This is a genomic window from Rhodococcus sp. Z13_19A (assembly GCF_058133575.1).
Genome location: NZ_JBYUNN010000001.1, coordinates 1335893 through 1347975, shown reverse-complemented (window position 1 = coordinate 1347975; position 12083 = coordinate 1335893). Strand labels below are relative to the sequence as shown.

The window sequence follows — 12083 nt, the reverse complement described above, 5'->3', positions numbered from 1 at the left end:
CAATAAGGCAGGTGTCTCAGACACCTGGTGTCGACGTGCCGCCAGTGCAGGAGCAAACCGTGCGAAAGATCCACCGGGCCGCGTGCGCCGCCCTCGTCGGGACCGTGCTGGTCCTCACCGGGTGCGCCACCAGCCCCTCCACCCCGAGCGCCTCCGGCAGCGAGCCCGGCAAGACGATCACCGTGGTGGCCGCGGAGAACTTCTGGGGCCTGCTGGCCGACCAGCTCGGTGGCGACAAGGTGGATGTGCACAGCATCGTCAGCTCCCCCGGCGCCGACCCGCACGACTACGAGGCCACCGCCTCCGACGCCCGCGCCATCGCCACCGCCGACCTGACCGTGGTCAACGGACTCGGCTACGACGGCTGGGCCGACGACCTGGCCGCAGCCAACCCCGCCCCCAACCGGGCCAACCTCAACGTGGGCTCGGTGCTGGCGCTGCCCGACGATGCCAACCCGCACCGCTGGTACAACCCCGCCGACGTGGCCAAGGTCGCGGAGAGCATCACCGCCGCCTACAAGAAGATCAGCCCCGACCAGGCCGGCTACTTCGACACCCAGCTGCAGGCCTTCAGCACCACCGCGATGGCGGAGTACGACAAGGTGGCCACCGAGATCCGCACCACCTTCGGCGGCACCCCGGTGGGCGGTTCGGAGAGCGTCCTGGAGATGCTCGTGCCCTCCCTCGGCCTCGACCTCGTCACCCCGCCCGGCTTCCTCAGCGCGGTGAGCCACGGCGACGAGCCGACGGCGGCGGACAAGACCACCGCGGACCAGCAGATCCGCAGCGGCGCCATCAAGGCCTACGTCTACAACGCCCAGAACGCCTCCCCCGACGTGCAGCAGCAGGTGGACGCCGCCCGCGCCCAGGGCATCCCGGTCACCACCGTCACCGAGACCCCGCCCGCGGGCACGCAGAGCTGGCAGCAGTGGCAGACCGACCAGCTCGTGGCGCTGCGCGACGCGCTGTCGGCCAGCAGCGCACGATGACGAGCGGCGCCACTGCCACTGCGGACCCGGTGCTGCAGCTGCGCGGCGCTGCGGTGCGCCGCGGCGCCACCACGCTGTGGGACGGCCTGGACGTCACCGTCGCCGCCGGGGAGTTCGTCGCGGTGCTGGGCCCCAACGGCGTCGGCAAGTCCACCCTGGTCAAGGCCGCGCTCGGGCAGGTCCGCCTGTCCGCCGGCGAGGTCAGCGTGCTCGGCCAGTCCCCGCCCGGGGCGAACCGGCAGATCGGCTACCTCCCGCAGCGGCGCAGCTTCGACCGCAGCCTGCGGGTGCGCGGCACCGACGTGGTGCGCCTGGGCCTGGACGGCAGCCGGTGGGGCTTCCCGCTGCCGGGCCGCCGCCGCTTCAGCGCCGCCGCGCGCGCCGCGGAGGAGCGGGTGCGCCACGTGGTGGAGATGGTGGGGGCGCAGGACTACGCCGACCGCCCCATCGGCCGGCTGTCCGGTGGTGAGCAGCAGCGCCTGCTCATCGCCCAGGCACTGGTCTCGCGCCCCCGGCTGCTGCTGCTGGACGAGCCGCTGGACTCCCTCGACCTGCCCAACCAGGCGTCGGTGGCGGCCCTGATCTCCCGCATCTGCCACGAGCACGACGTGGCGGTGGTGATGGTCGCCCACGACGTCAACCCGATCCTGACCTACCTCGACCAGGTGGTGTACCTCGCTCAGCACGGCGCCGCCGCCGGCCCCGCCCACGAGGTGATCACCAGCGACACCCTCACCCGGCTGTACGGCACCCAGGTGGAGGTGCTGACCACCTCCGACGGTGGGCTGGTGGTGGTGGGTGAGCCCCAGGCGCCGTCGCTGCACGCGCCGCGGCACTCCGACCCGGCCGGACACCGCCACTGATGCAGCCGGTGCTCACCTGGAACCTGGTGGAGGACGTCCGCCAGATGTTCCAGTTCCCGTTCATGGTCAACGCCTTCCGCGCCGGCACCATCGTCGCGGTGCTGGCCGGGCTGGTCGGCTGGTTCATGGTGCTGCGCCGGCAGAGCTTCGCCGGCCACACCCTGGCCGTGGTGGGGTTCCCCGGTGCCGCGGGCGCGGTGCTGCTGGGTGTCAGCGCCACCTACGGCCTGCTCACCTTCGCCGTGGCGGCGGCCCTGGTGATCGCCGCCATCCCGGGCTCGCGCTCCGGCGGCTACAGCGAGGAGTCCGCGGTCACCGGCACCGTGCAGGCCTTCGCGCTGGCCTGCGGCTTCCTCTTCCTCAGCCTGCACGGCGGCCAGCTGGGTGGGGTGAACAACCTGCTGTTCGGCAGCTTCCTGGGCATCACCGCGGCGCAGGTGCAGGTGCTGGCCGTGATCGCCGTGGTGGCGATGGCCATCCTCGCCGCCATCGCCCGGCCGCTGCTGTTCGCCTCGGTCGACCCGGACGTGGCCGCCGCGCGCGGGGTGCCGGTGCGGGCCCTGGGCGCGGGCTTCCTGGTCCTGCTCGGCGTGGCCGCGGGCGCGGCCGCCCAGATCACCGGCAGCCTGCTGGTGTTCGCGCTGCTGGTGGCGCCCGCCGCCACCGCCCAGCTGATCACCGCTCGCCCGGTGGTCAGCGCCGGCCTGGCCGTGCTGATCGGGGTGCTCACCACCTGGGCCTCGCTGTTCGTCGCGTACTACCTGGACTACCCCATCGGCTTCTTCATCACCTCCATCGCCTTCGCCGGGTACCTGCTGGTCGCCGGCGGCACCTGGGCGCGGGGCGCCCTTGCCGGGGACGACCGGTGAGCGCCACCGTGCTGGCCGCCGAGGGCGGCATGCTGGCCCAGCCGTTCGTGCGGCACGCGCTGCTGGCCGGCATCCCCATCGCCGCGCTGTCCGGGGTGGTCGGGTTCTTCATGGTGCTGCGCAACCAGGTCTTCACCGGCGACGCCCTCAGCCACGTGGCCTTCACCGGGGCGGCGCTGGCCCTGGCGCTCGGGGTGGACCTGCGGCTGGGCCTGGTGGTGGCCACCGTCGCGGTGGGTGCGCTGCTCGGCGTGCTGGGCAACCGCGGCCGGGCCGACGACGTGGTCACCGGCACGGTGTTCGCCTGGATCCTGGGCATCGGCGTGCTGGCGCTGTCGCTCTACACCGCCAGCGAGCGCTCCGCGGTGGGCGGGGCCGCCGGGGTGAGCGTGCTGTTCGGGTCGATCTTCGGCCTCAGCGCCGCCAGCGCGTGGACCGCGGCCGGGGTGGCCGGGGGGCTGCTGGTGCTCACCCTGCTCATCGCCCGCCCCCTGCTGTTCGCCAGCCTCGACCCCGCGGTGGCCGCGGCGCGACGGGTGCCGGTGCGAGCGCTGGGCGTGGGCTTCCTGGTGGTGGTGGGACTGACCGCCGCCGAGGCCACCCAGGCCGTGGGGGCGCTGCTGCTGCTGGGTCTGCTCGCGGCCCCGGCCGGCGCGGCGCTGCGGCTCACCGACCGGCCGTGGGTGGCGCTGGCGCTGGCCCCGGTCATCGCGGTGGGCTCCATGGTGGGCGGGCTGGTGCTCAGCTACGCCTTCCCGTCGCTGCCGCCGAGCTTCAGCATCCTGGCCCTGGCCACCGCCTGTTACGCCCTGAGCTTCCTGCGGGGCTCCGGCCGGGCCGCGCGGGCCTGACCGTCAGGCGGGAGCAGGCCGGACACACCCGGCTCTCGCTGCCAGGATCGGCGCACGGCGTCCACGTGGCGCACCGGTCGACCTGAGGAGCCCCCCGTGGGACCACTGTCCGGCTACACCGTGCTCGAGATGGCGGGCATCGGGCCGGCCCCGTTCGCCGGGATGGTGCTGGCCGACCTGGGCGCCGACGTCATCTGCCTGCACCGTGCCAGCGCAGCGGGCAGCCGACCCACCGACGAGGAGGTGACCGGGCGCGGTCGGCGCTCCGTCGCGGTCGACCTCAAGCACCCGGACGGCCCGGCCACGGTGCTGCGGCTGGTGGAGAGCGCGGACGCGCTGATCGAGGGCTTTCGGCCCGGGGTGATGGAGCGCCTGGGCCTGGGGCCGCAGGAGTGCCTGGCCCGCAACCCCAGGCTGGTGTTCGGCCGGATGACCGGCTGGGGCCAGGACGGCCCGCTCGCCCACACCGCCGGGCACGACATCAGCTACATCTCGCTGTCCGGCGCGCTGTCGGCCATCGGCCGCGCCGGACAGGCCCCGGTGCCGCCGCTGAACCTGGTGGGCGACTACGGCGGCGGCGCGATGCTGCTGGCCACCGGCGTGCTGGCCGCGCTGCTGGCGGTGGCCCGCGGGGGCGAGGGGCAGGTGGTGGACGCGGCCATGGTGGACGGCTCGGCGCTGCTGCTGGCGCCCATCATGGGCGGGCACTCCCGCGGCGCGTGGGGCCCGCGCGGGACCAACCTGCTGGACACCGGCAGCCCGTTCTACGACGTCTACGAGACCGCCGACGGCGAGCACGTGTCGGTGGGGCCGATCGAGCCGCAGTTCTTCGCCGAGCTGGTTGCCCGCCTCGGCCTGGGCGAGCTGCCCGCCCCGCAGCACGACCGCGCCGGCTGGCCCGAGCTGCGGGCCCGGCTCACCGCGGCCTTCGCCGCGCAGCCCCGCGCGCACTGGGAGGAGGTCTTCGCCGGCAGCGACGCCTGCGTGGTGCCGGTGCTGTCGATGGCCGAGGCCCCGCAGCACCCGCACAACGTGGCCCGCAACACCTTCTTCACCGCCGACGGCATCACCCAGCCCTCGCCGGCCCCGCGGTTCTCCGCCACCTCGCTGGACACCCCGACACCGCAGCCGGTGGTCGGCGCCGACACCCGTGCGGTGCTGCTGGGCAGCGGCTTGTCCGAGGAGCAGGTGCAGGTGCTGCTGAGCTCCGGCGCGGTGGCCGAGGGCTAGCCAGGCAAGGTCGGCGTCAGGCGCTCTCGGAGCCGGCGCGCTCGGCCGACACCTCGCTCTCGGCCTGCTCCTCACCCACCACGTCCGGGGCCGCCTCGTCGGCCAGCGCCACCGCGTTCTCCACCGACTCCCCGCGGCCCAGCGCCTCGTCCCACACCACCATCCAGGCCGCGCGCTGCTCGTCCGTCCAGTCCGAGCGCTCCTGCAGTGCCAGGTCCTTGAGCGACTCCGCCGCCTGCACCCGCTCGGCGGCCAGCGCCTCCACCCGGGCGATGACGTCGGCCGGCCACACCGCGCGGGACTCGTGGCTGTAGTGCATCCACACCGCGTCGATCACGTCCTGGTGGGCGAAGCCGTCCAGCAGCGCCAGCCACGGGTGCGGGCCGCTGCCGGGGTCCTGAGGTTCTCGGGCGGACTGGTCGACACCCCCGCGGATGCGCAGCACCTCGGCGATGGTCTCGTTGTCGACCTGCTTGACTCCGCCGATCATGGCTGTCCCCCAACGCCGGTCCGACTCAGTGGCGTGACCGTACCGCCGGACCGGCGCCCGCGCAGGGCTAGCCGTGGATCAGCTACTCGTTCATCTCGTAGGTGCCGGAGAGGGCGGCCACCTGCTGCCACACGCGGTCGAAGCGGGCGGTGTCGGTGGCGGGCTTGCGCACGTGCGCCAGCGCCCAGCGCTGCTGCGCCTCCGTGGACGACGCCTTGCCGTGCAGCTGCACCGCGCAGGCGGAGAAGTCGCGCACCAGCACGTCGAAGACCTGGTCCAGCACGTCGCGGTCCAGGCCGGCCAGCTCGGCCTGCTCCAGCACCAGCTGGCCGTAGACCACCAGGGTGAACAGCTGGCCCACCACCAGCTGGAAGTCCAGGTCCTTGGCCTGCTCGGCGTCCGGGGCGCACTCGGTCAGGAAGCGGACCAGGCCGTCGGCCTGCTCGGTGAACACCGCGACGTTGGGCACCTCGGCAAAGCCCTGGTAGGCGGTGCGCCAGTCGTGGAAGGTGACCTTGCCCAGCCCCCGGGCGGGACCCTGGCGGAAGAAGAACGAATCGTCACCGGCGTCGTGGCGCTGCGGCACCGGCGGGTAGTCCTGCGGGTTGAGCAGGTAGCTGGGCATGAACTTCAGCACCAGCGCCAGGTTCACCTGCACGGTGCCCTCCAGCTTGGGCAGCGCGCGGATGTCGCGGGTGGCCATCCTGAAGTAGGTGTCCTTCTCGAAGCCCTTGGCCGCGATGACGTCCCACAGCAGGTCGATCACCCGCTCGCCCTCGCTGGTCACCTTCATCTTGGTGATCGGGTTGAACAGCAGGTAGCGGCGGTCCTCGGGGGTGGCGGTGCGGAAGTAGTCCACGGCGCGGTCGCTGAACAGCTTCATGGCCACGGTGCGGGCGTAGGCGTCGACGAAGCCGGCCCGCACGTGCGGGAAGTCGGTGACCGGGTGGCCGTAGAGGACGCGGTTGTGCGCGTGCGTGATCGCCTCGTAGAAGGCGTGCTCGCTGATGCCGATGGAGGCGGTGCAGAGGTTGAACTTGCCGACGTTGACGGTGTTCAGCGCCGCGCTGAAGGCCTCCGGCCCGGTGTGCAGCACGTCGACCTCGCGCACCGGGTAGTCGCGCAGCTCGAAGGCGCTGACGAACATCTGGGACGGGACCACGTTCTTGACCAGGTGGAAGGCGGGGTGCTGGCTGTCCACCGCGAAGAACACGTAGCCGTCGGGGCCCTCGACGTCGGCGCGACGGCCGAACACCGACACCATCCCGGCGACGTTGCCGTTGCCGATGTAGTACTTCTCGCCGCTGGCGGTGAATCCTCCGTCTGGCTGGGGGGTGAGCACCATGTCGGTGGAGTAGACGTCGGCGCCGTGGGACTTCTCCGACAGCCCGAAGGCGAACACCGCGCCGTCGTCGAGCAGGGCGGCGGCCCGGCGGCGGGCGTCGGCGTTCTCGCTCATCCAGATGGGGCCGAGGCCGAGGATGGTGACCTGCCAGGCGTACCAGTACTGCAGGCCGTAGAAGCCCAGCACCTCGCTGAGGGCGGCGTTGCGGGTGGCGTCCCAGCGCTTGTCCGGGTGCCCGTCGGCCTCTGCGGCCGGGGTCTGGAAGGTGGCGAAGAGCTTCTCCCGCCGCACGAAGTCCAGGAACTCCGTGTACCAGACGCCGCTGAGGTCGTCGGCGATCAGCTGGTCCTTGCCCCGCGCCTCGAACCAGTCGATGGTGGCCCGCAGCAGGCGCCGGGACTCGACGTCCAGGTGCGTCGGGTCGTAGGTGCTCGGGTTGAACAGCAGCTCGCTCACGGGGGCCTTCCTCAGTGGTCGTCCGGGGTGGGGACGACCCGAGGTTACCCGCCGGTAACTTCGCTGCTGCCGGCCGCTGGGCGCCGGGTCAGAAGCCGGTGGAGCTGACGCCGGCGAGCTGCTCCACCACCAGCGAGACGTGCTCCACCATGCGGTCGGTGGAGATGGTGAAGCCGTCGCGCAGCCACCGCTGGTAGAGGTAGGCCACCGCCCCGAAGGTGGCCAGCGCGTCCAGCTCCACGTCCAGCTCGTCCACCCGGCCGCGCTCAGTGCCGAAGCTGGCCGCCACCGCGGCGATGGGGGCGGTGAACTCGCTGACCAGCTCCGCGCCACGACGGATCAGCTCCGGGGCTGCCAGCGACTCCACGAACATCACCCGGGCCCGCCGGGGGTCGTCGCGGACGTAGCGGGTGAACACCCGCACCAGCTCGCGGATCAGCTCGGCCCGGTTGCTCGCTCCCGCCGACAGCGTCTGCAGCACCGCGTCCCGGGCCCGCAGCGCCACCATGTCCAGCACCGCCACCAGCAGCTGCTCACGGTTGCGGAAGCTCTCGTAGAAGTAGCGCTCGGTGAGCTCGGCCTCGCGGCACACCCCACGCATGGTCACCGCGGCCGCGCCCTCGGTGCCCAGGATCTGCAGGCCGGCCTCGAGCAGCTTGGCGCGGCGCTCGGCCTGGCGCTGCTCGGGCTGCTGCCCGCGCCACGGCCGCTTGGGGCCGGGTTCCACCGCCGCCTCCCGCACCGGGTCCATCAGCCCATCCTCCCACCGGCACCTGGTGCGGCCGGCGGTCCCAGCAGCCGTGGCGGTGGGGGTGTCGGCGAGGTCACGCCGACACGGTCGCGGTGGCCGGGGTGGTGGCGCTCGGCGTGCGCACCCGGCCGCGCAGCAGGTCCGCGGCCCGCTCCCCGATCATGATGGCCGGCGCGTTGGTGTGGCCGCGGATGATCTCCGGCATCACCGAGGCGTCGGCCACCCGCAGGCCGTCGATGCCGCGCACCCGCAGCTCGGGATCGACCACCGACTGCTCGTCGCTGCCCATCCGGCACGTGCCCACCGGGTGATACAGCGTCTGGGTGTAGCGCTCCGCAGCAGCCACCAGCCGCTCCGCGGGGTCACCGCCGGGGGGCTGCAGGTACTCGCCGGTGCAGTGCCGGGCCAGGCCGGGCATGCTCAGCAGCTCCTCGGCCAGGCCCAGCCCGGTGAGCAGCGCCTGCCGGTCCAGTCCCTCGGGGTCGGACAGGTAGCGCGGGTCGATCTTGGCGGCGGCGAACGGGTCGGCCGAGGCCAGGGTGATCTCGCCCCGGCTGTGCGGGCTCAGCAGGATCGGGCCGACGGTCATCCCGTGCGCGGTGGGCTCGGTGAGGCCCTGCCCGACGAACGGGGCTGGGGCGAAGAGCATCTCCAGGTCGGGCAGCGCCAGCTCGGGGCGGCTGCGGACGAAGCCGTAGGCCTCGCCGACGTTGGAGGTGAGCATCCCGCGGCGCCGGGTGAAGTAGGCCAGCAGGTGCTTGGCCTCGGTGGCGGTGAACATCGACTCCGGCCCCTGCGAGCCGACCACCAGGGCCGCGCACAGGTGGTCGGCCAGGTTCTGGCCCACCTCGGCGGCGTCGCGCACCACCTCGATGCCGTGCGAGCGCAGGTGCTCGGCCGGGCCGATGCCGGAGAGCATGAGCAGCTGCGGGGTGTTGATCGACCCACCGGAGAGCACCACCTCGCGGCGCACCTGCGCGCGGCGGTGCACGCCGTCGAGCACGTAGGTGACGCCGGTGGCGCGCCGGCCGGTGAGGTTCACCCGGGTGACGTGCGCGCCGGTACGCACCGTGAGGTTGGGGCGGCTGCGGGCCGGCTTGAGGTAGGCCGCGGCGGTGCTGCAGCGCTGCCCGCGGCGCTGGGTGACCTCGGTGGCGGTGAAGCCCTCCGGGGTGTCCCGGTTGGCCCGGTCGTCCACCCGGTGACCCGCCTCGCCCGCGGCGAGCAGGAAGGCGGTGGTCAGCGGGTTGGTGGAGCGCTGCGTGCTGACGGGCATCGGACCGCCCACACCGTGCCCCTCGCCCGGCAGGTTGTTCACGTCCTCGATGCGCTCGAAGTAGCCGCGGACCGACTCGTAGGACCAGCCCGGGCCGGCCTGCTCCGCCCAGCCGTCGTAGTCGGCGGCGAAGCCGCGCACCCACATCATGGCGTTCATCGACGAGCTGCCGCCGAGCATCTTCCCGCGCGGCCAGTACAGCCGGCGCCCGGCCAGGCCCGGCTGCGGCTCGGTCCAGTAGTCCCAGTCGCGCTCGGTGCGGAACAGCTGGGGGAAGGCCGCAGGGATGCTCACCGCGGTGACGTTGTCCCGCGGGCCCGCCTCCAGCAGCAGCACCGAGGTGGCGGGGTCCTCGCTGAGCCGGGCGGCGACGACGGCGCCAGCCGACCCCGAGCCCACCACGACGTAGTCAAAGGTGTCGGACACGGACGAGCTCCTCAGGGTCGGCGAACGGGTCGGGCCAGGGCAGGACGCAGCGGGGCAGGACGGGCGAGCTCAGGAGCGGCGCACGTGGCGCAGCCCGATGACGCGGGGCAGCAGCGCGGTGATGGCCTTGGCCCGCCCGAAGCTCAGCAGCTTCACCCCGGGCAGCGGAAAGCGTTGCGAGGCAATGCCCTTGGTGCGGGAGAACTCGCGCAGACCCTCGGGACCGTGGATGCGCCCGAAGCCGCTGGCCCCGGTGCCGCCCAGCGGCAGCGACGGGATGCCGGCAAAGCCGATCACCGAGTTCACCGACACCACGCCGGTGTCCAGGCGCCGGGCCAGCTCGGCGCCGCGCGCCTGGGAGAACACCGCCCCGCCCAGCCCGTACTGGGAGTCGTTGGCCAGGCGCACCGCCTCGTCCATGTCGTCCACCGTGGTGACGGTGAGCGTGGGGCCGAAGGTCTCCTCCCGCACCGCGAGGCTGTCCTCGGGGGCGTCCAGGATGACCACCGGGGAGATGTAGCGCTCGCCGACGGAGTCCAGCCCACCCACCACGGCCGTGCCGCCGCGCTCGAGGGCGTCGGCGACGTGGCTGCGGACCACGTCCACCTGCGCGGGCATGGTCATCGGCCCGTAGCTGGCGCCGTCCTCGGAGCCCGGGTGCACCTGCGCCAGCGCCTTCTGCAGCTCGGCCACCAGCTGGTCACGCACCGAGCGGTGCACGTACACCCGCTCCACGCCGACGCAGGTCTGCCCGCTGTTGCCCATGGCGCCCCAGGCGATGGCGTCGGCGGCGGCGGGCACGTCGGCGTCGGCGGCCACCAGCGCGGCGTCCTTGCCGCCCAGCTCCATCACCACCGGGGTGAGGTTCTGGGCCGCGGCCATCATCACCCGGCGGCCGGTGGCGGTGGAGCCGGTGAAGGCCACCTTGTTCACCGCCGACGCTGCCAGCGCCGCCCCGGTGGGACCGAAGCCGTGCACCACCGACAGCACCCCCTCAGGGGCGTCGGGGTTGGCCGCGGCGAAGGCCTTGACGTACCAGTCGCCCACCGCGGGGGTGTGCTCGCTGGGCTTGAACACCACGGTGTTGCCCGCCGCCAGTGCCAGCGCGATGGAGCCGGACGGGGTGTACATGGGGTAGTTCCACGGCCCGATCACCCCGACCACGCCGTAGGGCACGAAGGACGTGGTGGCGGAGAAGTTCGCCAGCAGCAGCCCCGGGCGGTGGCTCTGGTCGGCCAGCACCTTGGCGGCGTGCTTGGCCGCCCAGTCCAGGTGCTCCAGCGTCATCAGCAGCTCGATGGTGGCGTCGGGGCGGGGCTTGCCGTTCTCCCGGTGCAGCAGGTCCACCGCCTCGTCGCGGTGCGCCGCCATCCACGACGCCCAGCGCAGCAGGTGCCGGCGCCGCCCGGCGAAGCCCTGCTCCTGCCACCACGGCGCCGCCTCGTGTGCGCGGGCGACCGCGGCGTCCACGGCGGCCGGCCCGTCCACGGCGAAGCGGGCCACGCTGGCGTCGGTGGCGGGGTTGAGGGACTCCACGAAGGCGGGACCCTGCTCGGTGCCGTCCTGGGCAGGGCTGGCCTGGGCAGGGCTGGCCTGGGCGGGGCTCGTCTGGGTGGGCTCGCTGACGGTGCTCATGCCACATCTCCATCGTCGGATCGGGTGGTGCCGGTTGGTGCAGGTGAGGGCAGCGCTGGTGCGGCGAACGCCTCGGCCGGGGCGAGCACCACGTCGGCGCACAGCGACGGGTCGTCGGAGAAGGGCAGGTGACCGCACCCGCGCAGGGTGACGTGCCGGGCCTGCGGCAGCAGCGCCCGGGCCACCTCGGCCTGCCGCGGCAGCAGCACCGCGTCCCTGGTGCCCCAGGCCACCGTCACCGGGATGTCGGCGAGCCCGCCGGCCGGGCGCGGGTGCCGCGTGAGGTCGTAGGTGGCGAAGCCCTTGCGGGCCTCGGTGAAGCGGGTGGCGCCGATGAGCCCGTCGAGGTCACCCACGGCGGCCTCCGGCGAGACCTGCCACGGGCGGCCGAAGAACGGTCCGAAGAGCGCGGCGCGGCCGAGGGCGGTCTGCGCGGCCGGGGTGATCACCGGACGCAGCGCCCGGCCCACCACCCGCATGGTGGTGACCACCGACTGGCACCACACCCGGCCGGGGCCGGTCCAGTACCCGACCGGCGCAAAGGCCGTGACCTGGCCGGCCACCCCGCGCCGGCCGAGCTCCATGGCGATGCCGCCACCCATCGAGCTGCCCACCACGTGCGGGCGGGTGATGCCGAGCTCGTCGAGCAGCTGGGCGACCCACGCGGCGTAGCCGTCCACGGTGGAGGCGACCCCGGCCACCGCGGGGGTGGCTCCGAAGCCGGGCAGGTCCAGGGCGAGCACCTCGTGCTCGGCGGCCAGGGCGTCGATGATCGGCTCGAACACCTGCCAGCGGCTGCCGATGCCGTGGATCAGCACGATCGGTGGGCCGTGGCCCGCCCGGTGGTAGCTGGTGCCGTTCGGCAGCGCGTCGGTGCGCCCCATCGCGTCCTCCCAAATGTT

General features: G+C 73.6%; 11 protein-coding genes. 5 read left to right on the top strand and 6 right to left on the bottom strand.

Annotation, left to right across the window (positions count from 1 at the left end):
* The first annotated feature begins 59 nt into the window (after positions 1 to 59).
* The 5 genes from AC3YNX_RS06275 to AC3YNX_RS06255 all read left to right on the top strand — a co-directional run bounded on the left by AC3YNX_RS06275 (position 60) and on the right by AC3YNX_RS06255 (position 4802).
* On the top strand, positions 60 to 989 hold the full coding sequence (locus tag AC3YNX_RS06275; RefSeq protein ID WP_489994916.1) for a metal ABC transporter solute-binding protein, Zn/Mn family: 930 nt from the start codon (positions 60 to 62) through the stop codon (positions 987 to 989).
* Positions 986 to 1852, top strand: a complete 867-nt coding sequence (locus tag AC3YNX_RS06270; protein ID WP_489994915.1) for a metal ABC transporter ATP-binding protein — start codon at positions 986 to 988, stop codon at positions 1850 to 1852. The genes AC3YNX_RS06275 and AC3YNX_RS06270 overlap by 4 nt, the downstream gene beginning before the upstream one ends.
* Positions 1852 to 2721 carry a metal ABC transporter permease gene (locus tag AC3YNX_RS06265; protein WP_489994914.1) on the top strand — a complete coding sequence of 290 codons (870 nt, stop codon included), beginning with the start codon at positions 1852 to 1854 and terminating at the stop codon, positions 2719 to 2721. The genes AC3YNX_RS06270 and AC3YNX_RS06265 overlap by 1 nt, the downstream gene beginning before the upstream one ends.
* Entirely contained in the window at positions 2718 to 3572 is an 855-nt protein-coding gene (locus tag AC3YNX_RS06260) for a metal ABC transporter permease (protein WP_489994913.1), read from the top strand. Before AC3YNX_RS06265 ends, AC3YNX_RS06260 begins: the two co-directional genes overlap by 4 nt.
* Positions 3573 to 3668: 96 nt before the next feature.
* Positions 3669 to 4802, top strand: a complete 1134-nt coding sequence (locus tag AC3YNX_RS06255; RefSeq protein WP_489994912.1) for a CaiB/BaiF CoA transferase family protein — start codon at positions 3669 to 3671, stop codon at positions 4800 to 4802.
* Between the two features lie 16 nt (positions 4803 to 4818).
* Here the strand turns inward: AC3YNX_RS06255 and AC3YNX_RS06250 are convergent, their stop codons facing one another.
* From AC3YNX_RS06250 to AC3YNX_RS06225, 6 genes are all read right to left on the bottom strand, one after another.
* Positions 4819 to 5292 carry a hypothetical protein gene (locus AC3YNX_RS06250; protein WP_489982479.1) on the bottom strand — a complete coding sequence of 158 codons (474 nt, stop codon included), beginning with the start codon at positions 5290 to 5292 and terminating at the stop codon, positions 4819 to 4821.
* An 82-nt stretch (positions 5293 to 5374) separates the two neighbouring features.
* Positions 5375 to 7093: an acyl-CoA dehydrogenase family protein gene (locus AC3YNX_RS06245; RefSeq protein ID WP_489994911.1), complete on the bottom strand. Its 1719-nt coding sequence runs from the start codon at positions 7091 to 7093 to the stop codon at positions 5375 to 5377.
* A gap of 88 nt (positions 7094 to 7181) precedes the next feature.
* A complete protein-coding gene (locus AC3YNX_RS06240) occupies positions 7182 to 7844 on the bottom strand; it encodes a TetR/AcrR family transcriptional regulator (RefSeq protein WP_489994910.1) in 663 nt (220 codons plus the stop codon).
* A gap of 73 nt (positions 7845 to 7917) precedes the next feature.
* The gene (locus AC3YNX_RS06235; protein WP_489994909.1) at positions 7918 to 9546 is read right to left on the bottom strand and encodes a GMC family oxidoreductase; all 1629 of its coding nucleotides are present in this window, start codon (positions 9544 to 9546) and stop codon (positions 7918 to 7920) included.
* A gap of 69 nt (positions 9547 to 9615) precedes the next feature.
* On the bottom strand, positions 9616 to 11181 hold the full coding sequence (locus tag AC3YNX_RS06230) for an aldehyde dehydrogenase family protein (RefSeq protein WP_489994908.1): 1566 nt from the start codon (positions 11179 to 11181) through the stop codon (positions 9616 to 9618).
* Positions 11178 to 12065, bottom strand: coding sequence for an alpha/beta fold hydrolase (locus AC3YNX_RS06225; protein WP_489994907.1), 888 nt, complete (start codon positions 12063 to 12065; stop codon positions 11178 to 11180). Before AC3YNX_RS06225 ends, AC3YNX_RS06230 begins: the two co-directional genes overlap by 4 nt.
* Positions 12066 to 12083: the final 18 nt, after the last annotated feature.

Bases quoted from the DNA above. Each gene is read 5' to 3' on its own strand.
- AC3YNX_RS06270 (WP_489994915.1), top strand. From the start codon at position 986: ATGACGAGCGGCGCCACTGCCACTGCGGACCCGGTGCTGCAGCTGCGC.
- AC3YNX_RS06265 (WP_489994914.1), top strand. From the start codon at position 1,852: ATGCAGCCGGTGCTCACCTGGAACCTGGTGGAGGACGTCCGCCAGATG.
- AC3YNX_RS06250 (WP_489982479.1), bottom strand. From the start codon at position 5,292: ATGATCGGCGGAGTCAAGCAGGTCGACAACGAGACCATCGCCGAGGTG.
- AC3YNX_RS06240 (WP_489994910.1), bottom strand. From the start codon at position 7,844: ATGGACCCGGTGCGGGAGGCGGCGGTGGAACCCGGCCCCAAGCGGCCG.
- AC3YNX_RS06230 (WP_489994908.1), bottom strand. From the start codon at position 11,181: ATGAGCACCGTCAGCGAGCCCACCCAGACGAGCCCCGCCCAGGCCAGC.
- AC3YNX_RS06225 (WP_489994907.1), bottom strand. From the start codon at position 12,065: ATGGGGCGCACCGACGCGCTGCCGAACGGCACCAGCTACCACCGGGCG.